The organism is Labrys sp. 22185 (assembly GCF_052045555.1).
GTDB lineage: Bacteria > Pseudomonadota > Alphaproteobacteria > Rhizobiales > Labraceae > Labrys > Labrys neptuniae.
The window spans coordinates 809,137-835,393 of sequence record NZ_JBQEPH010000001.1; the positions used below are offsets into that span (position 1 = coordinate 809,137).

Annotated in this window: 27 protein-coding genes; 8 read left to right on the top strand and 19 right to left on the bottom strand. The window is 64.6% G+C overall.

The annotated features are described in order from the left end of the window. Positions 1-65: 65 nt before the first annotated feature. Positions 66-875: a taurine ABC transporter ATP-binding protein gene (locus ACTJKX_RS03785; RefSeq protein ID WP_440724508.1), complete on the top strand. Its 810-nt coding sequence runs from the start codon at positions 66-68 to the stop codon at positions 873-875. Then, on the top strand, positions 872-1,717 hold the full coding sequence (locus ACTJKX_RS03790; RefSeq protein ID WP_440724418.1) for an ABC transporter permease subunit: 846 nt from the start codon (positions 872-874) through the stop codon (positions 1,715-1,717). The genes ACTJKX_RS03785 and ACTJKX_RS03790 overlap by 4 nt, the downstream gene beginning before the upstream one ends. A gap of 24 nt (positions 1,718-1,741) precedes the next feature. Here ACTJKX_RS03790 and ACTJKX_RS03795 read toward each other — a convergent pair whose 3' ends face one another. From ACTJKX_RS03795 to ACTJKX_RS03875, 17 genes are all read right to left on the bottom strand, one after another. Continuing rightward, positions 1,742-2,125 carry a DUF427 domain-containing protein gene (locus ACTJKX_RS03795; protein ID WP_440724419.1) on the bottom strand — a complete coding sequence of 128 codons (384 nt, stop codon included), beginning with the start codon at positions 2,123-2,125 and terminating at the stop codon, positions 1,742-1,744. A 14-nt stretch (positions 2,126-2,139) separates the two neighbouring features. Further along, positions 2,140-3,624, bottom strand: a complete 1,485-nt coding sequence (locus ACTJKX_RS03800) for an MFS transporter (protein WP_440724420.1) — start codon at positions 3,622-3,624, stop codon at positions 2,140-2,142. An 80-nt stretch (positions 3,625-3,704) separates the two neighbouring features. Continuing rightward, positions 3,705-4,286, bottom strand: coding sequence for a TetR/AcrR family transcriptional regulator (locus ACTJKX_RS03805; protein WP_440724421.1), 582 nt, complete (start codon positions 4,284-4,286; stop codon positions 3,705-3,707). Positions 4,287-4,606: 320 nt separating this feature from the next. Beyond that, entirely contained in the window at positions 4,607-5,707 is a 1,101-nt protein-coding gene (locus ACTJKX_RS03810; protein WP_440724422.1) for an amino acid ABC transporter permease, read from the bottom strand. Next, entirely contained in the window at positions 5,704-6,894 is a 1,191-nt protein-coding gene (locus ACTJKX_RS03815; RefSeq protein WP_440724423.1) for an amino acid ABC transporter permease, read from the bottom strand. Before ACTJKX_RS03815 ends, ACTJKX_RS03810 begins: the two co-directional genes overlap by 4 nt. Before the next feature lie 117 nt (positions 6,895-7,011). Further along, positions 7,012-8,055 (bottom strand): amino acid ABC transporter substrate-binding protein, encoded by a 1,044-nt coding sequence (locus ACTJKX_RS03820; protein WP_068287298.1) that lies wholly within the window; start codon positions 8,053-8,055, stop codon positions 7,012-7,014. 292 nt (positions 8,056-8,347) lie between these two features. After that, positions 8,348-9,187, bottom strand: a complete 840-nt coding sequence (gene cysE, locus ACTJKX_RS03825) for a serine O-acetyltransferase (protein ID WP_440724424.1) — start codon at positions 9,185-9,187, stop codon at positions 8,348-8,350. A 14-nt stretch (positions 9,188-9,201) separates the two neighbouring features. Beyond that, complete coding sequence (locus tag ACTJKX_RS03830) at positions 9,202-9,951, bottom strand: ABC transporter permease (protein ID WP_440724425.1); 750 nt, start codon at positions 9,949-9,951, stop codon at positions 9,202-9,204. Then, on the bottom strand, positions 9,948-10,910 hold the full coding sequence (locus tag ACTJKX_RS03835) for an ABC transporter ATP-binding protein (protein WP_311933130.1): 963 nt from the start codon (positions 10,908-10,910) through the stop codon (positions 9,948-9,950). The genes ACTJKX_RS03830 and ACTJKX_RS03835 overlap by 4 nt, the downstream gene beginning before the upstream one ends. Beyond that, a complete protein-coding gene (locus ACTJKX_RS03840; RefSeq protein ID WP_394309841.1) occupies positions 10,907-12,133 on the bottom strand; it encodes an ABC transporter permease in 1,227 nt (408 codons plus the stop codon). The genes ACTJKX_RS03835 and ACTJKX_RS03840 overlap by 4 nt, the downstream gene beginning before the upstream one ends. After that, positions 12,130-13,005, bottom strand: a complete 876-nt coding sequence (gene osmF / locus ACTJKX_RS03845; protein ID WP_367625752.1) for a glycine betaine ABC transporter substrate-binding protein OsmF — start codon at positions 13,003-13,005, stop codon at positions 12,130-12,132. Before osmF ends, ACTJKX_RS03840 begins: the two co-directional genes overlap by 4 nt. Before the next feature lie 218 nt (positions 13,006-13,223). Then, on the bottom strand, positions 13,224-13,517 hold the full coding sequence (locus ACTJKX_RS03850; RefSeq protein WP_311933127.1) for a hypothetical protein: 294 nt from the start codon (positions 13,515-13,517) through the stop codon (positions 13,224-13,226). After that, entirely contained in the window at positions 13,514-14,281 is a 768-nt protein-coding gene (locus ACTJKX_RS03855; protein ID WP_440724426.1) for an ABC transporter ATP-binding protein, read from the bottom strand. Before ACTJKX_RS03855 ends, ACTJKX_RS03850 begins: the two co-directional genes overlap by 4 nt. Then, positions 14,281-15,300, bottom strand: a complete 1,020-nt coding sequence (locus tag ACTJKX_RS03860; RefSeq protein ID WP_440724427.1) for an ABC transporter permease — start codon at positions 15,298-15,300, stop codon at positions 14,281-14,283. The genes ACTJKX_RS03855 and ACTJKX_RS03860 overlap by 1 nt, the downstream gene beginning before the upstream one ends. A gap of 9 nt (positions 15,301-15,309) precedes the next feature. Next, complete coding sequence (locus tag ACTJKX_RS03865) at positions 15,310-16,329, bottom strand: ABC transporter substrate-binding protein (protein WP_440724428.1); 1,020 nt, start codon at positions 16,327-16,329, stop codon at positions 15,310-15,312. Positions 16,330-16,522: 193 nt separating this feature from the next. Next, the gene (locus ACTJKX_RS03870) at positions 16,523-17,854 is read right to left on the bottom strand and encodes an O-acetylhomoserine aminocarboxypropyltransferase/cysteine synthase family protein (RefSeq protein ID WP_440724429.1); all 1,332 of its coding nucleotides are present in this window, start codon (positions 17,852-17,854) and stop codon (positions 16,523-16,525) included. Positions 17,855-17,897: 43 nt separating this feature from the next. Continuing rightward, positions 17,898-18,941 (bottom strand): isopenicillin N synthase family dioxygenase, encoded by a 1,044-nt coding sequence (locus ACTJKX_RS03875; protein ID WP_394309833.1) that lies wholly within the window; start codon positions 18,939-18,941, stop codon positions 17,898-17,900. A gap of 282 nt (positions 18,942-19,223) precedes the next feature. Between ACTJKX_RS03875 and ACTJKX_RS03880 the strand changes: the two genes are divergently transcribed. Genes ACTJKX_RS03880 through ACTJKX_RS03890 form a run of 3 tightly spaced genes read left to right on the top strand, consistent with a single transcriptional unit; the run spans position 19,224 to position 21,795 of the window. Then, on the top strand, positions 19,224-20,180 hold the full coding sequence (locus ACTJKX_RS03880; protein ID WP_394310108.1) for a sulfonate ABC transporter substrate-binding protein: 957 nt from the start codon (positions 19,224-19,226) through the stop codon (positions 20,178-20,180). Between the two features lie 14 nt (positions 20,181-20,194). Then, the gene (locus ACTJKX_RS03885; protein ID WP_311933116.1) at positions 20,195-20,995 is read left to right on the top strand and encodes an ABC transporter permease subunit; all 801 of its coding nucleotides are present in this window, start codon (positions 20,195-20,197) and stop codon (positions 20,993-20,995) included. Then, entirely contained in the window at positions 20,992-21,795 is an 804-nt protein-coding gene (locus ACTJKX_RS03890) for an ATP-binding cassette domain-containing protein (RefSeq protein ID WP_311933114.1), read from the top strand. Before ACTJKX_RS03885 ends, ACTJKX_RS03890 begins: the two co-directional genes overlap by 4 nt. Before the next feature lie 81 nt (positions 21,796-21,876). Here the strand turns inward: ACTJKX_RS03890 and ACTJKX_RS03895 are convergent, their stop codons facing one another. Further along, positions 21,877-23,172: an NCS2 family permease gene (locus tag ACTJKX_RS03895; protein WP_311933112.1), complete on the bottom strand. Its 1,296-nt coding sequence runs from the start codon at positions 23,170-23,172 to the stop codon at positions 21,877-21,879. 807 nt (positions 23,173-23,979) lie between these two features. Further along, positions 23,980-24,168: a hypothetical protein gene (locus ACTJKX_RS03900; RefSeq protein WP_440724430.1), complete on the bottom strand. Its 189-nt coding sequence runs from the start codon at positions 24,166-24,168 to the stop codon at positions 23,980-23,982. Here ACTJKX_RS03900 and ACTJKX_RS03905 point away from each other — a divergent pair. From ACTJKX_RS03905 to ACTJKX_RS03915, 3 genes are read left to right on the top strand one after another with little or no spacing between them, the layout of a single operon-like run. Then, complete coding sequence (locus ACTJKX_RS03905) at positions 24,167-24,394, top strand: hypothetical protein (protein ID WP_068287353.1); 228 nt, start codon at positions 24,167-24,169, stop codon at positions 24,392-24,394. The two genes, ACTJKX_RS03900 and ACTJKX_RS03905, sit on opposite strands and share 2 nt — an antisense overlap. Continuing rightward, positions 24,391-25,494 (top strand): methionine ABC transporter ATP-binding protein, encoded by a 1,104-nt coding sequence (locus ACTJKX_RS03910; protein WP_394309828.1) that lies wholly within the window; start codon positions 24,391-24,393, stop codon positions 25,492-25,494. The genes ACTJKX_RS03905 and ACTJKX_RS03910 overlap by 4 nt, the downstream gene beginning before the upstream one ends. Continuing rightward, positions 25,484-26,149, top strand: coding sequence for a methionine ABC transporter permease (locus ACTJKX_RS03915; RefSeq protein ID WP_394309826.1), 666 nt, complete (start codon positions 25,484-25,486; stop codon positions 26,147-26,149). The genes ACTJKX_RS03910 and ACTJKX_RS03915 overlap by 11 nt, the downstream gene beginning before the upstream one ends. Positions 26,150-26,257 lie beyond the last annotated feature (108 nt).

Consider the following 26,257-nt stretch of genomic DNA (forward strand, 5'->3'; position numbering starts at 1 on the left):
GCGCAGCCAAGCAATGCAGTCCTGCCTCGCGCAGGGGCGTGGATTGCTTGGCTGCGCTCGCAATGATGTTCCAGGGGCTGAAAGAGGTTCCCGTGTCCGCTCTGTCCGCCCGTGACGTCAACGTCGTCTATTCCGGAAGAGGAGGGCGCTCCGTCACCGCCCTCAGCAATGTTTCCCTCACCATCGAATCCGGCGAGTTCGTCGTGGCGGTCGGGGCCTCCGGCTGCGGCAAGACCACTCTGCTCAAGCTGTTCGCCGGGTTTCTGCCGCCGAGTTCGGGCGCGATCACGCTCGGCGACAAGCCGGTGAAGGGGCCTGGCGGTGAACGCGGCGTCGTCTTCCAGGACGATGCCCTGTTTCCCTGGCTTTCGGTGCGCGGCAATATCGAGTTTGGTCCCAGGCTGGCCGGGCTCGACAGGGCCGAACGCAGGCAGCGCTGCGGACGCATCATCGAGTTGGTCGGGCTTGGTGAATTCGCCGATCATCGGATCTGGGAGTTGTCGGGCGGCATGCGCCAGCGCGTCGGCATGGCCCGGGCTCTCGCCAACGAACCGGATATCTTGCTGATGGATGAGCCGCTCGGCGCGCTCGATGCGCTGACACGCGAGAAAATGCAGGAATTGCTGATCCATCTGTGGGACCGCACGCGACGCAGCGTCTTCCTGATCACGCATAGTGTCGAGGAGGCGATCTTCCTGGCCACCCGCATCGTGGTGCTCTCCCCACGCCCGGGACGCATCACGCGCGAATTCCATACCGATTTCTCACGCCGGGTCCTGGCCGGAGAGAGCAGCCGGTCGATCAAGTCGGACCCGGCCTTCATCGCCCTGCGCGAGCAGGTGCTCGCCGCCGTCCTGAAGGGAGCGGATGCATGAGCGATCTCGCCAATTCCGGCAGTCTGGATGATGTCGAGGAGCAGAACGGCAAGATTGGCTCGCGCAAATCCGCTTCGCCACTCGGGGCGACGCCGGTGCGCATCCTCACCATTCTCGGGCTGCTGCTCACCTGGTCGCTCGCCACCTATTTCGAATGGCTGCCGGCCTTCTATCTGCCGTCGCCCCGGGCGGTGGTGGAGCAACTCTTCACGGTCGCCACGGAAGGCTATGCCGACGCGACCCTGCTGCAGCATTTCGATGCCAGTCTCTGGCGCATCCTCGCCGCTCTGCTGATCGCTCTGGTCACGGCCGTGCCAGCCGGCATCGCCATCGGGCTCAGCCCGATCGCCCGCGGCATTCTCGATCCGATCATCGAATTCCTGCGCCCGGTGCCGCCGCTCGCCTATCTGCCGCTGATGGTGATCTGGTGCGGCATCGGTGAAACCACCAAGGTCCTGATCATCCTGATCGCCATCTTCGCGCCGGTGGCCATCACCACCGCCGCCGGCGTCGCCACCGTGCCGCCCGACCGGATTGACGCGGGCCGTGCGCTCGGCGCCCGGCGCTGGCAGGTGCTCTGGCATGTCATCCTGCCCAATGCCTTGCCGTCGATCCTGACGGGAATACGCATCGGGCTTGGCGTCGGCTGGTCGACGCTGATTGCGGCGGAATTGGTTGCCGCCTCCCAAGGGCTCGGCATCATGATCAAGACGGCCTCGGACTTCCTGCAGACCGATATAGTCGTCCTCGGCATCTTCGTGATCGCCCTGGTGGCGATCGGCTTCGAGTGGATCGTCCGGCTGGCCGAGAAGCTGCTGGTGCCCTGGCACGGCAAAGCGTGAGAGACGCGTCCGGCTGCCTTGCCCTCAATCGATCGGCAGTCGCTCTACGGAGCCGACGCGGTCCGGATAGAAGGCGAGATGATCCTTGATGGCCGATACCGCAGGATAGGGGGTTTCGTAGCTCCAGACGGCATTGACCGAGCGGTCGCCGCCGGCCGGAAGGCTGAAATAGGAGCAGTCGCCCTTGTAGGGGCAGTAGGTGGCATGCTCGCTGCGCACGAGTGCGCCCATGTCGACATCATCGCGCGGAATATAGAAGACGGCGGGATAGGTGGCTTCCTGCAAGCGCAGCGCCTGCCGGCTGTCGGCGATTACCCGGCCGCCGAGGCTGACGACGATACGCTCCCCGCTGGGCTCGACGCTGATGGGATGGTCGGGACCCGGAATCTTCATCACTTTGTTCGTCATGACCTGTCCTTTCTTCAATCCGCGGCGGAGGGAACCGCCTGCGCGCCCACGGCCTCGCGTCGGCCGAGGCCTGCCGCAAGATAGGCGCCGACGGAGTGGCAGGCCGCGATGGCCAGCAAGGTCCAGGCGAAGGCATGGCCGATGCTGGCGGCGTCGGTTCTCGTGCCCACCAGGGTATAGAACAGCCCGCCCAGCACCGCCACGCTGATGGCGGCGCTCACCTGCAGCGTCGAGTTGACGATGCCGCCGACAAGGCCGGCGTGATGTGGTCCGACCCGCTCGACAATCGCCCGCATCATGGTCGGCATCGATGTTCCCATGCCCAGCCCGATGAAGCCGATGGCCGGCGCCATCAGCAGGAGCGGCGGCATGGTTCCGGCCGGAAAGCCCAGCACGAGCAGGGCCGTTGCGGCTGTGCCGAAGGCCGAGCTGGCGAAGCCGAAAGCGGGGGCGGAGCCACCGACCAGACGGCTGATCGTGGGGCTGAAAGTGGATCCGGCCAGGAACCCGGCCGAGAAGGGCAGGATGGCAAGCCCGGCTTCCCACGCGGTATAACCCAGGGAACCTTGCAAATAGAGCGAATAGGTCAGGAAGAAGGTCGCCATGGCATAGAGCGCGAGGATGGCGCTGATACCGCGGACCAGGCCCGGCAGGCGGAAGATGCCGAGATCGATAAGGGGATCGCCGCCAGCCCTGGCGAGGCGCTGCTCGTAACGGCGGAAGAGTTCCACGAAGACGGGTGTCGTCGCCAGCATGACGATCGACCACCAGGGCCAGCCGCGCTCGCGGCCCTCGACCAGCGGCACCACCAGGCTGCTGAGTGCCAGGCTCGAAAGCACCACGCCGCCGAGGTCGAGACGAGGTCTGGTCTCGCCGCGCGTCTCGCGCAGCAGCGGGATCGCCGCGAGGAAAGCGACAAGGGCGATGGGCAGGTTGATCAGGAAGATCAGCCGCCAGCCGAAGCCGTCGAGATCGGCGCCAACGAGCGCGCCGCCGAGCAACTGGCCGATGATGGAGGACACGCCGAGCACGATGCCGTAGATGCTGAGGGCCCGCCCGCGTTCATGGGCCGGAAAGAGCGCATGGACAGAGGCCAGGGCCTGGGGCGCCATGGCGGCCGCGGCGAGGCCTTGCAGCATCCGCGCCGCGATCAGCACGGTGGGGGACCAGGCCAGGCCACACAGGGCGGAGGCGGCGGCGAACCCGGCAAGGCCGGTCATGAAGATCGCCTTGCGGCCGAAGATGTCGCCAAGCCTTCCGCCGGTGATCAGAAAGACGGCGTAGACCACGGCATAGCCGGAAATTACCATCTGCACATCGGCAGCCGTGCTGTGGAGGCCGGTTGTGATGGCCGGCATGGCGACGTTGACGATGAAGAAGTCGAGGGGAGCCAGGAAGGCGCCGGTCAGCAGGATGGCCAGGGCCGACCAACGGCGCGGATCGGGCGCCGGGCTAGCCTGCCGAACGATATCGGAGGGAGAGAGTGCCGAGTCTGGCATTGCAGAGCCTCGTTCTGAAAAGGATAAAATACGTACGAACGTATTATTTCGTTCGAAATACGATGCGTGAAGCCGGGGCATCAACGCAGGATGGAAGCGAACAGGAATTTCTTGAAGCGTTCGACCGGTGCCGCGCCGCGCTCCGTCTTGGCCGTCAGGAAGGCTCCCTGGAGCGAGGAGAGGATAAGGGCGGCGGCCTCGTCGCAGTCGAATGCCGGCGGCAGGTCGCCGGACCGTATGGCGGCCTCCAGGCAATAACGCATGGCACGCTGGCTCTCTGCGAAGATATCGAGCAGTTCGAGGCGGATTGCTTCGCTTTCGCTGCTGGATTCGGCAGCGAAATTGCCGAACATGCAGCCGCAGCGCATGCCGTTTTGCTTGAAGCGCTCCGTCCTAGCGTCGATATAGGCGCAGACGCGTTGCAGCGGCTGCTGGTTGTCGTCGAGCAGGGTCTTGTGGGCATCCTCCCGCTTTTCGGCGCGATAGAGACCCAGCACCTCGAGGCCGAAGGCTTCCTTGGAGGTGAAATGGTTGGTGAAGCAGCCCTGCGGCACGCCGGCCGCACGCACGACGTCACGCACACTGGTAGCGTTGTAGCCATGCTCGTGGATCAGGCCGAGCCCGGCGACGAGGAGCTTTTCACGGTTCGATGCGCGTGCCATTGCGCCAATATGTACGACCGTATTATTTTGTCAAGGATTGATCGCAGCCCGATTGGCATGCCGGTCTTGAGACCTAATGCAGTTCACTTAAGGAGGGAACGCTCCCAATTGTCATAGCCGGGCTTGACCCGGCTATCTAGAAGCCACACGCGCAACGCGGAGATCCAGGCTGGATTGCCGGGTCAAGCCCGGCAATGACAAAGGTCGAGCAAACGCATAGACGCTTAAGTGAACCGCATTAGGTCTTGAGACCAGCCGTTCTGGGCTAAAATGCCTGTCTGAAGACCGGCATACCGATGGCCGTCATCGCAACCCGCGGTTTACTTGCCCTTCGCCTGGTGGCTGGTCGATGCCTTCAGGCGCCGTTCGAGCCACAGGCTGTAGCGCGAGGCTGGAAAGCAGATCAGGAAATAGACGAGGGCCGCGAAGGCATAGGCTTCCGGGTAGCAGTGCGGCCAGATCTGTTCATTGGTGGCAGCCGTGTTCCTGACGGCGGTCAGGAAGTCGATCATGCCGATGAATCCGATCAGCGGGGTGCTGAGGAGGACGCCGATGCCCAGATTGACCAAAGGCGGGATGATGGCGCGCAGGGCCTGCGGCAGGATGACGAGGCCGGTGGTTTGCCAGTAGCTCAGGCCCAGCGCCCGTGCCGCCTCGCTCTGCCCGGCCGACAGGGCCTGCATGCCGGCCCGGATTACCTCGGCCAGATAGCAGGCGATGAAGAGGGTGAGGGCGACCTCGACGCTGAAGAACAGGTTCACGTCGAAATAGGGCAGCGCCATCGGCACGATCAGGCTGGAAACATAGAGCACCACCAGCATCGGCATGCCGCGCACGATTTCGATGAAGCCGGTGCTGACCAGCCGCACGCCGCCCATGCTCGAGCGGCGCCCGAGGGCGAGGGGAATGGCGATCAGGAAGGACGAGGCATAGGCGATCGTCCAGATCAGCATGGTCAGCGGCAGGCCGCCCCAATCATTGGTGGAGACGGTGATGCCGGAGAAATATCCGCGCAGCAGCAGGCAGGTGACGAGGGGCACCGCGATCCAGGCAAGGATCAGGCCGCGTCCCCAGAAACGCGGGATGGTGCTGAGGCCGGCCAGGCCGAACATCAGCACCAGGCCGAGGATCGGGCGCCAGAGGAGGTCGGACGGGTAGGTCCAGAACAGCATCAGCTTGAGATTGACGCCGACGAAGGCCCAGCAGGCACCGCCATTGGCCTGGCAATCCTGCGCGGTGCCGGACCACGTCGCCCGGATGAAGGCCCAGTCGACCAGATGCGAGCCGACCCAAGCGATCAGGGCCAGGACGACGAGTGTGATCGTCGTGTTGAGAGGCGAGGAGAACAGGCCCGCCTTGAGGGTCTGCCAACGCCGGCTCGAGCGGATCCGTGCTGCATCGGGGAGGGACATCGAACTCATTTGGCGATGATCCCGCGCTTGGCCAGGCTGCGATTATAGAGATTGATCAGATAGGAGGTCGGCATGCTCACGGCCAGGAAGACGGCGACGAGCACGATGATGGTCTCGACGGCGTTGCCGGTGTTGTTAGCGCTGGTCTTGATGATGGCAGTCACCTCGGTGAAACCGATGAGGATGCCGAGCGTGGTGTCCTTGGTGAGGTCGAGATAGCTCGAAGTCATCAGGGGCGTGATCACCCGCATCGCCTGCGGCATCACGATGAGGCGCATGATGCGTCCGCGCGGCAGGCCGATCGCCCGGCCGGCTTCCCATTGGCCGACATTGACGGATTCGATGCCGCTGCGCACGCTTTCGGAGATGCTGGCGGAATAGTAGATCGTCAGTCCGACGAGCATGGCGGCGAATTCCGGCGTCAAAGTAATGCCGCCGCGGATGTTGAAGCCTTGCAGCACGGGCAGATCCGGCGTGAAGGTGATACCGGCGACAAGGATCCAGGCGAGTGCGATGGTCGGAAAGAGCGCAAACAGGCCGAGGAAGCCGAGAGCCGACAGGGGATGCTGCAGGCGACGGATGAAGGCCCTGGCGGCGAAAGCGAGCAGCACCAGCACGGCGGCCAGCAGCCACAGGCTTTGGCCATTGCCGATCTCGACCCAGGGCAGGAAGATGCCGCGCACCGACAGGAAGGTTGAGCTGAAGGGCTGCAGGGCTTGCCTGGTGGGTGGCAGGGCCTGGGTCAGGGCGATCCAGAAGAACAGTTGCAGGGGCAGGGGCGTGTTGCGGATCAGCTCGACATAGGCCTGCACGAGGCGAGAGAGCAGCAGATTGCCGGAAAGGCGGGCGATGCCGAGAGTCGTGCCGAGAATGGTGGCGAACAGGCAGCCGAGCACGGCGAGCTTGAGCGTGTTGAGCAGGCCGACCGCGATGGCACGCGCATAGCTGTCGCCGGCCTGGTAGACGAGCAGGCTTTCGGTGATGTCGAAATTGGCCGGCTGCCAGAGATAGTCGAGCCCTGGCGCCATGCCCAGGCGATGCATGCTGGCCAGGATGTTGTGGCAAAGGAGGCCGAGGACCAGCGCCAGTGCGGCGATCAGCAGGAGCTGGCCATAGGGATGGGCGCCCCACCAGAGACGGATCTTGCCGACGGGGCCGGGCGTGTCGGGGGAGACTATGCTGATCGTGTCGGCCATGAAGAGATCCCATGGGGGCGGGTCTTCTCAGCTCCATCAAATGATGGAGCGGGACCCGCCTGGAACCGGCTCGCTTGCCGGCAAGGAGAGGCGGGTCTGAAGACCCACCCCCCTTTATTATCGGAAGGGCGGCGAATAGATCAGGCCGCCCTGGGTCCACAAATTGTTGAGGCCACGCTCGAAGCCGATCTTGGTGCTCTTGCCGAGATTGCGCTCGAAGATCTCACCGTAGTTGCCCACCTTCTTGATGATGTTGTAGGCGAATTTCGGATCGAGCCCGATGGCCTGGCCGAGCGAGGGATCGACGCCGAGGAAGCGCTTGATGGCCGGGTCGTCGCTGGTCAGGAAAGTGTCGACATTCTGGCTGGTGATGCCGAATTCCTCGGCCTGGATGGTGGCATAGACCGTCCAGTTCACGATCTCCAGCCAGCGATCGTCACCGCCCAGTACCGCCGGCGCCAGGGGTTCCTTGGACAGGCGCTCGGGCAGCAGCACATATTCGTCCGGATTGGGCAGAGCGGCGCGGCGCAGGCCGAGATCGGTGCCGTCCTGCGTCAGCGCGTCGACACGGCCGGAGGTCAAGGCCTGGGTGAAGGTCGCCGTATCCTCGATCACCACGGATTTGTAGGTCTTGCCGGTCTTCTTGAAGAAATCGGCGATGTTCTGTTCACCCGTGGTCCCGCTCTGCACGCCGATGGTGGCGCCGTCGAGTTCGGCCGCCTTGGTCACGCCCAGCGACTTCTTCACGAGGATGCCCTGGCCGTCATAGAACACCACCGGGCCGAAGTGGAAATTGAGCTTGAAGGCACGGGTGATGGTCTGGGTCACCGCCGAGAGCAGGATGTCGAACTGGCCGGCCTGCAGGGCGGGCAGACGCTGCTGGGGCGAGGAATTGGTGAACTCGACCTTGTCGGGATCGTTGAACACGGTGATGGCGAGAGCCCGGCCGAAATCAACGAAGAAGCCCTGCCAGCGGCCATTGGCGTCAGGCGCAAAGAACCCGGCCTGGCTGCCGACGCCGACCTTGATGACGCCGCGTTCCTTGATCTTGTCGAGCGTGGGGCCTGCCTGGGCCGGTGCCGCTGCGATGAAGCCGGCTGCGAGCGCCGCGATGGCGATGCCGGCGCTGCGCGTGAAGCCGCGTTTGACTGAGTTCAGCATGAAAGTCCCTTTCATTCCCTGCCGGTCGATATCCACGGCAAGGCGCCCCGTTGCTCTCTTGTTTTACCAGCCTGGCGGCATGCGCAGAGGCCGATGGTTTTCGGAAGGATGTCGTTGCTTCGAGGCATGATCGGGCGATTGTACCGCGATGGCAAGATCGGCGGCGACCGCCCTAATTCCTGTCAGCTGTTTCATCCATTCAGCAGAATGTGATCGTAGAATGATTTATTACACACTGTCTACTGGTTTTATAAACTAATAAACAGCGTGAAATTGGGTGTTGTGCCCTGCCTCAGAGGCCGACATCGAAGAAGATCTGGTCCATCGTCCGCCCCGGATCGGCACCCGGCGTGTCCCCGATGATCCGGGCCGGCACGCCCGCTACGGTCTTGTGCGGGGGCACCGGCGCCGTCACCACCGAGCCGGCGCCGATGCGGGCACCTTCGCCGATCTCGATATTGCCGATCAATTTGGCGCCTGAGCCGATGAGGACGCCCTTGCGGATCCTGGGGTGACGCTGGCCCGAGCGGATGCCGCTGCCGCCCAGCGTCACCGATTGCAGGATCGAGACGTCGTCCTCGATCACCGCCGTCTCGCCGATGACGATGCCGGTGGCGTGGTCGAAGAAGATGCCACGCCCGATCGGAACGGCGGGGTGGATATCGACCTGCAGCACCTCGGAGACGCGGCTTTGCAGATAGAGCGCGAAATTGCGCTGGTCCTGCTGCCAGAGCCAATGAGCGAGACGATGCAGTTGCAGAGCATGGAAGCCCTTGAAATAGAGCAGGGGCTCCAGATAGCGCTTGCAGGCCGGGTCGCGCTCGAGCACGGCCTGGATGTCGGCACGGATAGCCAGGCAGATGCCGGGATCGGCCGCGATTGCTGTGCGGAAGGCATGGCGCAGCACCGAGGCCGGCATGTCTGGATGCTCGATACGCTGGACCAGGCGCTGGATCAGGGCATCCTCGAAGGAGGCATGATCGAGCACGCTGGCATAGAATTGCGTGGCAAGCTGCGGCTCGGCGGCAATGGCGTCCTGCGCCTCGTCCACCAGCCTCTCCCAGATCAGGTCGGATACGGCGCCTGGCCTTCCGGTCCGACGCGAGAGCTTGCTTCGATGCGAGGCATTCATGATGGCCCCTCCGATCAGCGTATGCCGGCCGTGCCGGTACGCTTGGCGAGAGAGCGCTCGAGGCTGCCGAGCGCATCGTAGATGAGCACGGCCAGGAGCGCGACGAGGACACCGCCTTGCAGGATATAGGCGGTGTTGGTGGTGGTGATGCCGGCCATGATCACCTCGCCGAGGCTTTTGGCGCCCACGGTGGAGCCGATGGTGGCCGTACCGAGATTGACCACGAAGGAGAGCCTTATGCCGGTGAGGATCACGGGGAGGGCGAGCGGCAGCTCGACCTTGATCAAGCGCTGCCAGCCGGTCATGCCCATGCCGCGGGCCGCATCGAGCGCGGTAGGGGGAACGCTCCTGAGGCCGGCCATGGTGTTTTCGAAGATCGGCAGCAGCCCGTAGAGGGTGAGGGCGAGCAGGGTAGGTTCCGCCCCGAAGCCGAGCGAGGGCACCGCGATGGCGAGCACGGCGATCGGCGGAAAGGTCTGGCCGATATTCACGATGGTTCGCGACAAAGGCAGGAATTCGGCGCCGGCCGGTCGGGTCACGAAGATGCCGGCGAGCAAGGCCAATGTCCCGCCGATGAGGGTGGAGACGGCGACCAGGCTGAGATGGCTCAAAGAGAGGAACAGCAGGCTGCCCTGGCGATAGACCGGCGGCGCCCCATTGTCGTTGAGCGGTGCCAGGATCGGCACGAACAGATCCGTGTCGAACAGCAGGAGCAGCAGCAGGACGAGAGCGAGCGCGCGAGCGCTGTAGCCGAGCCACTTCATGCCGGCGTATCCTCGGCGCGATGCGCATCGGCTCCGGCCAGGTCGAGGATGGCAGGCAGGGTGATGCGCCCACGCGGGGTGCCGTCGGCCGCTGTGACGGGCAGGGCCTGGGCCCGAGCCCACAGCAATTCGGAGAGGGCGTCGCGCAATGTCGCATTTTCCTGCACGGGCTTGCCCTCGGCAGTGCCGGGCTGCACGGAATCGGCGACTTTGAGCAAAGAGAGCAGGCGTAGCGAACGGTCGGGGCCACCGATCAGGCGCTCGACGAAACCGGGCGCCGGGTTGGTGAGGATCTCGGTCGGCGTGGCATATTGCAGGAGCTTGCCGTTATCCATCACGGCGATGCGGTTGCCCAGCAGCATGGCCTCTTCCATGTCGTGGGTGACCAGGACCACGGTGATGCCGAGGCGGCGCTGCAAGGCGAGCAAATCGTCCTGCGCCTTGGCGCGGATGATCGGATCGAGCGCGCCGAAAGGTTCGTCCATCAGCAGCACGGCGGGTTCGGCCGCCAGCGCGCGGGCGACGCCGACACGCTGCTGCTGGCCGCCGGACAATTGGTGCGGCAGCTTCTCGGCGTAGAGGGCCGGGTCGAGATCGAACAGGCGGAGCAGTTCGTCGACCCGCCTGGCTGTGCGCGCCTGGTCCCAGCCGAGCAGGCTCGGCACGGTGCCGATATTGCGTGCCACCGTCCAGTGCGGGAACAGGCCGTGGCCCTGAATGGCGTAGCCGATGCCGCGCCGCAGTTCCTCGCCCGAGAGGGTGGAAGTGTCCTGGCCGTTGATCAAAACGGTGCCTGAGGTCGGCTCGATCAGCCGGTTGATGATGCGCAGCAATGTGGACTTGCCGCTGCCGGAGGTGCCGACCAGCACGGTGATCGTGCCGCGCTCGATGGTAAGCGAGACATTGTCGACGGCCAGCTGGGAGCCGAAACGACGGCTGACTTGCCTGACTTCGATCATGCGTGCCGTCCTTTGAGTATGTCGACGAGTGCATCGAGGATGATGGCTGCCGAAAAGGCGAGGGCGATGGTGGGAATGGCGCCGAGCAGGACGAGATCGATGGCGGTGGCGCCCATGCCGTTCTGCACATAGACGCCGAATCCGCCGCCGCCGATCCAGGCTGCGATGGTCGCGAGGCCGATATTCTGCACCAACACGATGCGCACGCCTGTCAGGATGACGGGGAAGGCGAGGGGCAGCTCGACCTGGAACAGGCGCTGCCACTGGGTCATGCCCATGCCGCGGGCGGCGTCCACGACGTTGGGAGAGACGGAGTCGAGGCCGATCGCCGTGTTGGAGACCACCGGCAGCAGGGCATAGAGGAAAAGGGCGATCAGAGCCGGCGACGAGCCGGTGCCATGCACGCCGACGGCTTCGATGAGGGGATAGGTCTTGGCCAGGTAGGTCAGAGGGGCGATCATCAGGCCGAACAGCGCCAGGGACGGGATCGTCTGGATCATGTTGAGGGCCGGCAGCACCACGCCGCGCAGCCCCCGATGGCGTTGGCAGACGATGCCGAGCGGCAGGCCGACGACCAGGGCGCCGAAAAGCGAGGCCAAGGCGAGGGTGACATGCACTGCGGCATTCGCGGCAAAGCCCGAACCGTTGGTGGCATATTCCTTCATGATCGACAGCCCGTTCCAGTGGCCGGAGAACAGGAAGGCAAGAAAGACCGCAAGCGTCAGCACGAGCGCGAGCACCCGCTGGGCTGGCCGCAGCGACAGCTTGACCAGCGCGTCTGTGAGCAGGATGGCAAAGGAGAAGGCGAGAAGCCAGAAGCCGGCTGCGGGGCCCACCCGTGGCCTGATATTGCCGGGGGGAATCAGGACCCCGGGTACCAGGCCGATCAGCACGGCAAGGATTAGTATAGCACCGGCGGCCACCACCAGCCGCAGGCGCGGATCGGCCCGGCGGAGGAGCGCGATTAGCCCCAGGACGAGCAGTGCGAGGCCGACCCAGGCAAGGCCCGCAGGAAGTGCCTGGATGAAGCCGATGCCCTGGGCCTGGCCGATGCGACTCGGCCGGAAATTGGCAAAGGGCAGCGCCAGCGCGGCGGCGGCGATCAGCGCCATCACGACGCCGAGCTTGTCGAAGCCCGAGGTCAGGGCACCCGTGCCCGTGACGGCGGGGGGCGCCGGGAAAGCGCTCTTGTCGGCGTGAACATCCCCGGCGCTTGAACTCACTTCACCAGGCCCTTCTTCTTCAGATAGTCGGCCGCGACATCCTTGGCCGCCTCGCCATCGACCTGGATGCGGCCGTTGAGCTCCTGCAGCGTGGTGAGGTCGAGGCTGGCGAAGACCGGCTTCAGCCAGTCGGCGATCTGAGGATGGGCCTTGAGCACGGATTCCCGAATGACCGGCGCCGGGGCGTAGACGGGCTGCACCGACTTGTCGTCGTCGAGCACCACGAGATTGCCGGCTGCGATGCCGCCATCCGTGCCGTAGACCATGGCTGTGTTGACGCCGTCCGTCTGCTCGGCTGCTGCCTTGATGGTGGCTGCGGTGTCGCCGCCCGAAAGCACCACGAGCTGGTCGGAGGAGAGCTTGAAGCTATAGGTGGTCTGGAAGGCGGGCAGGGCGCCGGCGCTGTTGACGAACTCGGCCGAGGCGATCAGCTTCACCTTGCCGCCGCCGGTGACGAACTTGCCGAAATCGTCGAGCGACTTCAGCTTGTTGGTATCGGCCACGTCCTTGCGGATGGCGATGGCCCAGGTGTTGTTGGCGGGCGCGGGATCGAGCCACACCAGCTTGTTGGCGTCGTAATCGAGCTTCTTGGCCTCGGCATAGCCTTTGGCGGCGTCCTTCCACAGGCCGTCATCGGCCTTGTTGAAGAAGAAGCCGGCATTGCCGGTATATTCGGGATAGAGATCGATGTCGCCGGCTACCAGGGCCTTGCGCACGATTGGTGTGGTGCCCAGGCCCACGCGGTTGTTGACCTTGAGGCCATTGGCTTCCAGGACCTGCACGATCAGGTTTCCGAGCAGATTGCCTTCGGTATCGATCTTGGAGGCGACGGTGACGTCGGCGGCCTGGGCCATGCCAGCGGTCGCCATCATGGCGGCGGCGGCCGCTGCGGCTGTCAGCCGGTGCGCCCTCTTGCCGATGAGGGAGCGGAGGGGAAGCGAGAATGGCATCTTGTGATCCTCTTGGTGTCCTTTGAGCGACGCCGGAAGCTGGAAGGGCTGTGCCGGCGGCCGATGATTCAGATTCTGAAGTTGAGCGAAGCCCCGCATCTTGTTGATCCGACTCCGGAACGCGCGCCGGCAGTCTTGGTTCAGGCGTCTCCTGCCGTCCCCGTCGCGAGGCTGGCGCACAGGGCGGCGACACCGATCCACAGGCTCGCCGACCAATAGGCGATGATGGCCAGGGGATGGGTGCTGCGGCACAGCGATCTCGCAAGCTGGCAAATATCGCTGTTGCTGACAAGGCAGAGCCCGGCATCCGGGAGCGAGAGGTAATTGTAGCCGATCACATCCTGATAGGTAATCCACCACCAGGCGAGGGACAGCGCGACGATACCAGCCCCGAAGATCTGCAGAAGGCGGGTGAAGGCGGGCAGGGCACTCATGAAAGCTGCAATCCGAGCGCCTGCAGGATCTCCCGGCGCAGATGGACCAATTCCGTATCGTCGCGATGGCGCGGATAGGGCTTGTCGACGGCAAACTCCGCCTTGATCCGTGCGGGCCTGTCGGAAAACACGATCACGCGGGAAGCAAGCAGCAGCGCCTCTTCGACGTCGTGGGTTACCAGCAACGCCGTGAAGCCCGTACGTTGCCAGAGCGACACCAATTCGTCCTGCAAAGCGAGGCGCGTCAGGGAATCGAGCTTGCCCAGCGGCTCGTCGAGCAGCAGCAGGGAGGGATCGTGCACCAGCGCCCGCGCCAGCGAGGCGCGCTGCGCCATGCCGCCCGAAAGCTGGTGGGGATAAGCGTCGGCGAAGCGCTCGAGCCCGACCAGCGACAGGGCCTGGCCGATGCGATGGCTCTGGCGGGCGAGCACGCCGCGCGCCTCCAGCCCCGCCGCGACGTTCTTGCGGACCGTCAGCCAGGGAAACAGGGTCGGGTCCTGGAACACCAGGATACGGGCGGGATCGGGGGCCGTGACCGCATGGCCGTCGGCCAGGATGGCGCCGGCAGCGGGCGGCTCCAATCCGGCGATGAGGCGCAGCAAGGTCGACTTGCCGCAACCCGAAGGGCCCAGCAGGGCAACGAATTCACCCGGTTCGACCTTGAGGTCGACGCTATCCAGTACCGGCAACTCCGCACCCGAGAGGACGAAATGATGGCTGACGCCGTGGACGTCGATGCCGATGCTGTGGCTCGAGGCAGCCATCAGATAAAGCCCTTCTGCCAGGTGAGGAGGTGATCGCGTATGACGAAGAGCAGCTTCACGATGCCCGCGCAGATCACCGACATGATCAGCAGTGTCGCGTAGACATTGGCATAGCCCGAATAGGCGGTCTGGAACTGGATGTACCAGCCGAGCCCGTATTTGGCCCCGAGCATCTCGGCCACCACCAGCACCGCGAAGGAATAATAGAGGCCCATGAACAGGCCGACGAAGACATGCGGCAGGGAGGCGGGAATGGCGATGTTGCGGATCAGGTACCAGCTGCCGGCGCCGAAGATGCGGCTGACGTCGTAATAGGCCCGGTTGACCGAGGCGACGCCGGAGGCCGTCAGGATCGCGACGGGAATGCCGGAGGCCAGTGCCACGATGAAGACGCTGGCATCGAAGGTGTTGGGGAAGAAATAGAAGGTGCAGGGGATCCAGGCCGTGGCCGGAACCGGGCCGATCAGCTTCAGCACCGGCATGCCCCAATAGCTGAACCGCTTCGACCAGCCGAGCGCCACGCCGAGCCCATAACCCACCGCGATGCCGCAGAAGAAGCCGACGGACCACAGGCGCAAGGAATAGGCGATGCAGATGAGAAGGCGCTGGCTCTCGGTGACATAGACATGGAGCAGGCCGTGCGGCGGCGAGAAGAAAGGCTTGGGCAGCCAGCCGGTCTTGGCCGTCGATAGCTCCCACAAGGCCAGCCAGACGCCGATGGCGGCGAACCAGGGGCCATAATGCAGGAGCGTGCGTCCCAACCCGCCGAGGCGATGGACGGTGAAGGCCACCACCAGGAAGATCAGCCCTGCCGTGCCGGTGATGGCGGCGAACAGACCGGCACTGCCCCACGGCACCACGTCCGGCAAGCCGATCGTGATGGCCGCCGTGGCGGCCAGGGTCACCGAGGCCAGGAGCCCATGCTTCCACACGCCGCCCCACAGGCTACGCAGGGATGCCTGTGACGGGGGTGCCGCCTTGAGGAGTCCGGGATTGGGGGCGCGCAGGGTATCGCTCATCGCAAAGCCTCAGGCGAGCAGGTTGATGGTGACCCGCTCGGCGAACTCCTTGGGATCGGTGGTGGAATCGAGCACCTTGACCAGTTTGAGGTCCTCGGCCGCCAGGCGGATCTGGTCGACCAGGGGCTGGCCGATCGGGTGGTTGTGATAGACTAGCGTTCCCAGGATTTCGGTGAGCTGGGCCGCCGTCAGGCCGGCGGGCTTGAGCGTGTCGAAATACCATTGCGCCACTTCGTCGGGATGGTTGGCGGTGTATTCGTGGATTTCGATATTGGCTTCGGCCAGGCGCCGCAGGCCATCCTTGTTGGCCTCAAGGAAGGGGCCGTTGGCACCGAGGACGCAGCAGGTGTGCCCCTCGTAGAAGCCGGTTTGGGTGTCGGCGATCTTGACGAAATCGAACTGCTTTTCGATGGCCCAGGCCCAGGGATCGAGATGGGCGGCAAGCTCGACATCGCCCCGGTTGAGCGTCTCGCCGACGAGCTCGAAGGGCACGGCCTTCCAGGTCACGTCGGTTTCAGGATCGAGACCGGCCTTGGCGAAACTGACCTGGAAGGCGACCTGGGGCGGGGCACCGATGCCATAGGTGGCGATGGTCTTGCCCTTGGCGTCGGCCAGCGTCTTGATGCCGGAATCCTTGCGCGCCAGCAGGCGCTGGCAGCCGCCATGGGAGCCGACGAAGAGCTTGACGTCGAAGCCCTGCTCCAGGGGCTTCAGCCAATCGCCGATCAGGCCGGCGCCGGCATCCGCCTTGCCGGTGGCGAGTGCCTGGATCAGCGTCTGGCCGCTGGCGCCCTGGTAGAACAGTTCGACGTCGAGATTGTGCTTGGCGTAGATGCCCTTGGCCACGCCGAAACCGAGCGGCGAGTGGCAGGCAGCCACCTCTGTCCAGGCCAGGCGGATCTTCGGCGCCGGCGCTGCGATCGCTGGCGAGAAGATGCGGCCGCCGACGGCGGAGAGAGAGGCGAGGGCACCGGCCGCTCCGGCCAGTTTGAGGGCCTTGCGGCGCGAGAAAGCGGGAAGTCTGGACATGGGTTCCATCCGTGGCCGGCTGCTTGGGGCTGATCCATCGAACAACGAAACGAATTGGCTCGACGTTTGTCATTGCCGGGCTTGACCCGGCAATCCAGTTTCCCTTCCAAACGTCGAAGACGGAGGCATCCTGGATGCCCGGATCAAGCCCGGGCATGACAAAGGTGGTGGTTCATTATTCCCGGACCATGTCTCAAGCCGCCTTGCGTTCCGCCGCGTCGTGCTCGCCTTCGGCAGCGGCTAGGGCCTGGGTCAGGTCGGCGATGATGTCGTCCGGGTGCTCGATGCCGATGGACAAGCGCACATAACCGGGCGTCACGCCGGTCGTGAGCTGGTCCTCCGGCGTCAGCTGCTGATGGGTGGTCGAGGCCGGGTGGATGGCGAGCGAGCGGGCATCGCCGATATTGGCGACGTGGTAGAGCAGCTTGAGTGCGTCGATGAAGCGTTTGCCGGCCTCCACACCGCCCTTGAGCTCGAAGCCGACCAGGGCACCATAGCCGCCCTTGAGATAGGCCTCGGCGCGACGGCGATTCTCGTCCGACTGCAGGCCGGGGAAGATGACGTGGCTGACGGTGGCCTGCTTGGCGAGGAAGTCCGCCACCTTGACGGCGTTCTCATTGTGCTGGCGCAGGCGCAGCGGCAGGGTTTCCAGCCCCTGCAGCAGCTGGAAGGCGTTGAAGGGCGACAGGGCCGCACCGACGTCGCGCAGCAGCTTCACCCGCACGCGCAGGATATAGGCGATCGGCCCGAGAGGCTTGGCGGCCTCGGTCCAGATCGCGCCGTGATAGGCCTCGTCCGGCTGGGTCAGCAGCGGAAAGCGGTCGGCATGGTCCTCCCAGGGGAAATTGCCGCCATCGACGATCAGGCCGCCGATGGAGGTGCCGTGGCCGCCGATATATTTGGTCGCCGAATAGACCACGACGGCGGCGCCATGTTCGAGCGGGCGGGCGATCAGCGGCGCGGCGGTGTTGTCGACGATGAGCGGAATGCCGAGCGAGCGGCCGATATCGGCGATCTCGCGGATCGGCAGTACCTGCAGCTTGGGATTGGGCAGCGTTTCGGCGTAGAAGGCACGGGTTTTGTCGTCGCTTGCTCGGCGGAAATTCTCCGGATCGGAGGGATCGACGAAGCGGACTTCGACGCCGAATTGCTTGAGTGTCGAGGCGAACAGGGTCCAGGTGCCGCCATAGAGGTCGGTGGACGAGACGACGTTGTCGCCGGCCTGGGCCAGATTGAGGATCGAATAGGCCGAGGCCGTCTGCCCCGATGAGACGGCCAGCGCGGCCGCGCCACCTTCGAGGGCGGCAATGCGCTGCTCCAGCGCGTCGGTCGTCGGGTTCTGCACGCGTGTATAGATGTTGCCGAGTTCCTCGAGTGCGAAAAGACGCGCGGCGTGTCCGGTATCCTGGAACTGGTAGGAGGTGGTCTGGTAGATCGGCACCGCCACGGCGCCGGTGGCCGGGTCAGCGCGATAGCTGCCGCCATGCAGGGCAAGGGTCTCGAAATGTCGGGAATCGGTGGTCATGCCAATGGCTCCTGAAGCGTGGCTTTGAAGATCGAACCGAAAATCAGTAGGCGGAGGCGACCTGCACCGGCTTGCTGGTGTCGATCAGGTCGGGATGGTGGCGGCGGGCGACGTCGGGATGGGAACGCAGGCGGCTCTTGAGATAGTTGCGCCCAGCCTCTCGGAAGAGCGGATTGAGCGGGTCCTGCGTCAGGCCGCGTGCTTCGGCGGCAAACTCCGGTGCCAGCGTCAGCAGCGGTACTTCGGCCTCAAGATTGGCACCGAGGAAGAAGGGCACCGACAGCCGATCGGTACCGGCCGGTGGCGAGACGACACGATGGACGTTGGCGCGCAGATAGCCATTCGAGGCCAGTTCCAGGATCTCGCCGATATTGACGACGAAAGTGCCGGGGATGGGGGGAGCCTCGATCCAGCCATGCTCGCCCTCGACCTGCAGACCGCCCTGGACATCCTGCAGCAGCAGCGTGAGGAAGCCCGAATCCTTGTGAGCGCCGACGCCCTGGTCATCCTCACCAGCTTCACGACCGGGATAGCGCACGATCTTGAGGAGCTGGTTGGGTTCGGGCGTGTAGATCGGCTGGAAGGCATCGGCCTTCTGGCCCAAGGCGAGCGCGAAGGCGCTGAGGACGCGAATGCCGAGCTGGGTGACCTCCTGGAGATAGCGCAGCGTGATCAGCTGTAGTTCGGGCAAGGCTTCCGGCCATTGATTGGGGCCTTGCAGGCGATGCCAGGCTGGCGCGGTGGGGTCGAGCGGGCGGGCCCTCTTTTCGGCACCGATATCGACCTGCTCGCGCCAGTCCGGCTTGCCACGGGTATGCTCGAAGCCGGCCCGGTTGTAGCCGCGGAAATGCGGCGAGTTGATCATTTCGATCGCCAGCTTGTCCTGTTCGGGCAGGTCGAAGAAGCGGCGCGACAGGCGCAGCACGTCATCGATCAACTGCTGGGGCACGCCGTGGCCGGTCAGGTAGAAGAAGCCGGGTCCACGAGCTGCCTCGCGCAGGTTCTGGAGGAAGGCCGCGCGCTCTGCCTTTCCGGCCTCGAACCAACGGAAATCGAGGATGGGCAGGCTTTCGGCTGAAGTCGTCATGGCATTGGACCGTCCGGTTGAATCTCTGCGTGAAATCGACCATGGCGATATTTATAAGTCAACTGATTTTATAGACTATATGGAATTATAAGGCGACATGCCGAAATTAGGATTTCCTAGCAAAGAGTTAGGCGCTCGATCGGAATCAGCCCACGAACAGTCCGTGAGGGAAGCGCGACCTGAATCTCGGGCAAAATTCATGCAGTCAAGTCCGGAAATTAATTATTGACTAAATCTATCAACTATTGGGATTATGGTGCCGATACCCTCAAGGATGACCTGATGACTGCGCTCTGGACCCGCCGCTCTCTGCTTGCCGCCGCGCCCGCTCTCGCCGTGACCGCCGCCCTCGGACCCGCGCGCGCCGCGACGAAGACGATCCGTGTCGGCTACCAGAAATACGGCACTTTCCTGTTGCTGAAGGCGCGCGGCAATCTTGAACGCAAGCTCGAGCCCCTGGGTTTCGGCGTGACCTGGACGGAGTTTCCCGGTGGTCCGCAATTGCTGGAAGCCCTGAACGTCGGCGCGCTGGATTTCGGCATCACCGGCGAGGCTCCGCCGATCTTCGCCCAGGCGGCCGGCGCACCGCTGGTCTATGTCGCCAACGAGCCGGCGGCCCCGCTCAGCGAGGCGATCCTGGTGCGCAAGGACAGCCCGCTGCAATCGGTGGCGGAACTCAAGGGCAAGAAGGTCGGGCTGAACAAGGGATCGAACGTCCACTATCTCCTGGTCAAGGCGCTGGAAAAGGCCGGGCTGGCCTATGGCGACATCCAGACGGTGTTCCTCACACCTTCCGATGCGCGGGCCGCCTTCGAGCATGGCGACATCGATGCCTGGGTAATCTGGGATCCCTTCCAGGCGGCTGCGGAGATCGCCGTCGAGGCGCGCCAGCTTGCCAATGGCGAGGGCCTGGTCGCCAACCGGCAGTTCTATCTGGGCGAGCGCTCCTTCACCGAAGCCAATCCGGCCGCGATCGACGCCGTCCTCGCCGCCATCAACGAGATCGACCAATGGGCGAAGGACCATGTCGACGAAGCGGCGAAAGAGTTGGCCCCCGCCGTCGGCATTCCGGCCCCCGTGCTCAAGCTGGCGCTCGGCCGGCAATCCTGGAACGTGCAGCCGATCACGGCCGAGACGGTGGCCGCCCAGCAGCAGATCGCCGATACCTTCCATAAGCTCGGCCTCATTCCCAAGGCGATCAAGATCGCCGATGCGCTCCGCCCAGGCGTGACGCTCTGACAAGGGAGGGGCCGATGGCTTCGCGACGCTTGAATGGACTGGCCCGGCGCCTGGTGCCCTGGTTGCTGCCGGTGCTGCTGCTGGCCGGCTGGGAGCTTGCCGCCGATCTCGGCTGGCTGCAGGCGCGAGTGTTGTCGGCGCCGAGCGCAGTGGCGCTCGCCTTCTGGCAGACCCTCCAGGATGGCACCCTCCTGCACAATGTCGGTGTCAGTGCCGGACGCGCCCTGCAGGGCCTGGCCATTGGCGGCCTGATCGGCTTCGCGCTCGGCGTCGCCAACGGCGTCTGGCGTCCGGCCGAATTGCTGCTCGACTCCACTTTGCAGATGCTGCGCAACGTGCCGCATCTGGCCATCATTCCGCTGGTGATCCTGTGGTTCGGCATCGGCGAAAGCGCCAAGATCTTCCTGGTCGTTCTCGGCGTGCTCTTTCCCGTCTACATCAATACCTATCACGGCATCCGCACCATCGATCCGCATCTCACCGAGATGGCACGCGTCTACGGCCTGGGGCCAGTGGCCCGGTTCTGGCGGGTAATCCTGCCGGGCGCCCTGCCATCGGTCTTCGTGGGCCTGCGCTACGGCCTCGGCATCATGTGGCTGACGCTGATCGTGGCCGAGACCATCTCGGCCTCCTCCGGGATCGGCTACATGACCATGAATGCCCGTGAATTCCTGCAGACGGATGTGATCCTGCTCGGCGTGATCATCTATGCCGTGCTCGGCAAGCTCTCGGACACTTTGGTGAAGCTGCTCGAACAGGCTGCCCTGCAATGGCATCCCACCTATGCGCGGCCCCGCCGGGAGGCACTGGCATGACCAATGCTCTGCTCCCTATAGAGGATGGCTATTTCGCCCCCGAACTGACGCGTAACAGCCTGGCCCCGTCCGATTTCGCCCGGCCGGCGCCGAAGCCCAAGGGGCTGGCGATCGAGTTGAAGGGGGCTTCCAAGGCCTTCGATCATCGCGTGGTGCTCGACAGGCTCAACCTCACCATCGAGCCCGGCGAATTCGTCGCCGTGGTCGGGCGCTCGGGCGGCGGCAAATCCACGCTTCTGCGCCTCATCGCGGGTCTCGATCGACCCAGCGCCGGCGAGGTCTCGGTGGGCGGAGCGGCCTTTCAGGGAGCCCATGCCGGCGCAAGGCTGATGTTCCAGGATGCGCGGCTGCTGCCCTGGCAGCGTGTGATCGGCAATGTCGGCATTGCGCGTGGCCCCAATTGGCGCGGCCTGGCGCAGGCCGCGCTCGATGAAGTAGGGCTCGGAGACCGGGCCAATGAATGGCCGAGCGTGTTGTCGGGCGGGCAGAGGCAGCGTGTTGCCCTGGCGCGCGCCCTGGTCAGCCGGCCCGACATCCTGCTGCTCGACGAGCCCTTCGGCGCGCTCGATGCCATGACGCGGGTGGAGATGCATCAATTGCTCTCGCGGATCTGGCGCGAGCATGGCTTCACCGCCATCCTGATCACCCACGACGTGTCGGAAGCGGTCGCGCTGGCCGACCGGGTCATCGTGCTGCGTGAAGGCGCCGTCGCGCTCGACCTGGCCGTCGAGCTGCCGCGCCCGCGCCGCGACGAGGACCGCAATTCGCAATTGGCGAGCCGCATTCTCTCCTACGTCTGATCCTGCCGCTTATACGAAAAAGCCGGGGCAGCGATGCTGCCCCGGCCCTTTTGTTTGTGCCGTTCTCCGACGATCGGAATCTCAACCACCCGAGAAGAAGGCGAAGCGGACCACGAACAGGACGGCGACCAGCCAGGTGGCCAGATGCACCTGCTGCGGGCGGCCGGTGAGGGTCTTGAGGGCGCAATAGCTGATGAAGCCGAAGGCAAGGCCGTTGGCGATGGAGTAGGTAAAGGGCATCATCAGCGCGGTCAGCGCGGCCGGAGCGGCCTCGGTGATGTCGTCCCACTCCACCTCGAGCAGTTCGCGCATCATCAAGCAGGCGACATAAAGCAGCGCCGGCGCGGTGGCGTAAACAGGCACGGACCCGGCGAGTGGTGAGAAGAACAGGGCGGCCAGGAACAGGATGGCGATGACGATGGCGGTGAGGCCGGTGCGCCCGCCAGCCTGCACGCCGGACACGCTTTCGACATAGGCGGTGGTCGAGGAGGTGCCGAGTAGCGAGCCGGCGAGGATGGCGGAGCTGTCGGCCAGCAAAGCGCGGCCGAGCCGGTTGGGCTTGTCGGGTTGAATCAGGCCGGCGCGCTTGGCGACACCGATCAGCGTACCGGTCGCATCGAACACCTCGACCAGCACGAACACCAGGATGACATGCACCAGGCCCGCATGCATGGCGCCCACGAGGTCGAGCTGCAGGAAGGTCGGCAGGATGGAGGGCGGCATGGAAATGACGCCACCGAACTTGCTGACGCCGAGCGCGATCGAAAGCGCGGTGATGACGAGAATACCGATCAGGATGGCGCCGCGTACCTTGAGCACGTCGAGGGCTGCGATGATGAAGAAGCCGAGGATGGCCAGCAGCGTGCCGGTTTCCTTGAGCGACCCCAGGGTCACCAGCGTGGCGGGGCTGGCGACCACGATGCCGGAGCTCTTGAGGGCGATGATGCCGAGGAACAGGCCGATGCCGGCCGCGATGGCCGATCGCATCGAATGCGGAATGCCGGCGATCAGCCAACTGCGCACGCCGGTGACGGTCAGGAGCAGGAAGATACAGCCGGAGATGAACACCGCGCCGAGGGCCTGCTGCCAGGTAAAGCCCATGGTGGCGACGACGGTGAAGGCAAAGAAGGCGTTCAGGCCCATGCCCGGCGCCATGCCGATCGGCCACCGGGCGACCAGGCCCATGATCAGCGAGCCGAGGGCGGCTGCCAGGCAGGTCGCGACGAAGACCGCATTGCGGTCCATGCCGGTGGTCGACAGGATCTCCGGATTGACGAAGATGATGTAGGCCATGGTGAGGAAGGTGGTGATGCCGGCGATCACCTCCGTCCGCACCGAAGTGCCCTGTTCCTTCAGTTTGAAAAACGCGTCCAGCACGTCTCGCTTCCTCTCTTGCGGCACCCGCACGACCAAAGTCGCGCGCCTGACCCTTCCCGGTGAAGCGATTGCGGTCGCCACTCCGGGCTTGGCCTCTGCCGAGCGTTATGACTCCCCTTGCAGAACCTCCGGTTTCATCGCTCGGACGAAGCCAGCACGTACTGCATTTTCTCAATATTCAAGCAGATGATTTCGGGCAGGAAGCGCGTCCCAACCTGAAAGCATCTCCTCCGGCGGCCGTATTTTGTCATCCCGGGAGGAATGGCTGCCGCCGATCATCTGACGCGGCAGGGTGCCAGCCTCAAACCGTTCCAATCTCTGCTGCTTTGGCTCGTGGCACAAGGGGGCCGACGGCAGGCTGGGCTGGAAGGTCTTTCGCAAATATCTGTAAGAGGAAGAAGCCGCCGGAGGGCGGAATGCTGGCCGTGCCGGACAGAAATTCCGGCACAAATACCGTCATCGACCTGCCGGTGAAGGGCGGAGACAGGCCGATATGGCGTCTTTCGCCGTGTCTCGTCGACGAAAAACACGCAATTGTGCCCTGTATATGGCGAGCGTGCGGTTTCGACTAGTGACTCGAAGCGTTGCCGGCCTGCTTTGTGCTTATTGTCTGATCATTACGGCAGGTTGAGTTTCGCCCGACAGCGGTTTATGTAAAGGCGCAACGCTGTTCGGGATGCCCGGTTGTGGACATCGAAAAAATCGCCGAACAACAGTTGACTAATTTTGTGGACTATTTATTTTTGTGTCATCGGCTTCCCAGGGAGTCGGTCGCGGGGATTTGAGCGAGCAGCTTGCGCCGCGTCATCAAACGCTAAAGCGCCACGGCTGATGTCGTGGGCTCCAGACAGGAAGTGTCCCATGATCGTTGTCAGCGGAACGGATATCGGAAAGCCAGACGGAAAGATGTGTTGCGGCTGCTGTTGTTGCTGAAGCCCGTATAATCACATGCATTCCCTGTTTTTCGGAGCGCCACCAGGTGGCGGCTTTATCCATGTCCCATCCCTCCAATTCCGAATCCTATGTTATTGAGATCTCCGGTGCCGCAGTCGGCATCGTGGTGCGCGAACCCCAGGCGCGCCGCTTTGCGTTTCATGCCGCCAGCCGGCGCTTCAGCCGGTTCGACGGCATGACCTTCGTGGGTCCGCGTGATGCCGAACGCTATCTTTCAGGCCAGGTCGCCAGGCGCCTGCACTCCCTGCTGGAGGAACTGGTCGCGTGAACGCACCTGTGAGAGTGGAAAACCTGACCTTGCCTGGTGAGGCGGAGGCAGGCGGGCCGATCGTGCGCTTCGAGCGCGTGTCGCGTTCCTTTGCTGCGCGCAAGGGCAGTGCGGCCGTGTTCGCGCTCGACGATCTCAGCCTGGAAATCCCGCGCGGCGAGATCTTCGGCGTGATCGGGCGCAGCGGTGCCGGCAAATCGACGCTGCTGCGGCTGATCAATGGGCTGGAGCGGCCGACAAATGGCCGTGTCGTCGTCGACGGCATCGAGATCGATGCCCTGAGCGAAAGCCAGTTGCGCCCGGTCCGCCGGTCCATCGGCATGGTGTTCCAACATTTCAATCTTTTGTCCTCGCGCACGGTCTTCGAGAATGTGGCGCTTCCCCTGGAAGTGGCCGGTATCGGCGTCGCCGAAATCCGGGACCGCGTCGAGCCGTTGCTCGACCTTGTCGGGCTCTCAGACAAACGCAACCGCTATCCGGCGGAGCTGTCGGGCGGCCAGAAGCAGCGTGTCGGCATCGCCCGCGCCTTGGCGACCCGGCCCAAGATCCTGCTCGGCGACGAGGTGACCTCGGCGCTCGACCCGGAGACGACGGCCTCCATTCTGGCCCTGCTGGCCGATATCAACCAGCGCCTCGGCGTCACCATCGTACTGATCACCCACGAAATGTCGGTGATCAAGGAGATCTGCCATCGGGTTGCCGTGCTGGAAGCCGGCAAGCTGATCGAGACGGGGCGGGCCTTCGAGGTGCTGACCCAGCCGCGCCACGCCACCACGGCCAGTTTCGTGCGCGGGGTCACCGGTGTCGAACTGCCGGCCGATCTCGCCCGCCGGCTCTCGGACCAGCCGAGCCCGGGCAGCCAGGCGGTGTTGCGCATCACCTTCACCGGCTCGCACGCCACAGCGCCGGTGGTCAGCCGTTTGACCACCATTCTCGGCATCGACATCAACATCCTGGCCGGCCGCATCGACACGATCGGCGGCGAACCCTTCGGGGCGCTTCTGGTTTCGGTGCCCGGCGACGAAGCGACCCGGCTTGCCGTGGTCTCGGCGGTGGAGAGGCTCAATCTGCAAGGGGAGGTGATCGGTTATGTCGCCTGAGATCCTCAAGGTCATCTGGGGCGCGACCGGCGATTCCCTGATCATGGTCGGCGTGTCCATCCTGTTCGGGACGATCCTGGGCCTGCCCCTCGGCATCTTCCTCGCCACCAGCCGGCGCGGCGAATTGCTGGCTTCTCCCAAGGTGAATGCGGTGCTTGGCGCGATCGTCAACGCGGTGCGCTCGGTGCCTTTCATCATCCTCATCGTCGCGATCATTCCGTTCACAAGGCTGCTGGTCGGCAGTTCGATCGGCCTGAAAGGCGTGATTGTGCCCCTGACCATCGCGGTGGCGCCCTTCATCGCACGCATCGTCGAGAGCGCCATTCGCGAGGTCGACGCCGGGCTGATCGAGGCGGCGCGTTCCTTCGGCGCCACACCCTTCCAGATCATCCGCAAGGTGCTGTTTCCCGAGGCGCGGCCGGGTCTCGTGCTCGGCCTCACCCTCACCACGGTCAGCCTGATCGGCTATTCGGCCATGGCCGGCGTGGTCGGCGGTGGCGGGTTGGGCGACGTCGCCATCCGCTATGGCTATCAGCGCTTCATGCCCGAAGTGATGGGGGCCGTGGTCGTCATTCTCATCCTGCTCGTGCAGGGCGTGCAGTCGGCGGGCGACCTGGCTGCCCGCAAGCTCAACAAGCGCGTGCGACAGGACTGATGTCAGTCCCGACGATGCCGTAGCATCCGGGACCGGAACACCCCGCGGATCATTGGATGAAAGCCGTGATTTGCGGGAGGGAATCGAGGGTCGTTTCCACGGTCTCTC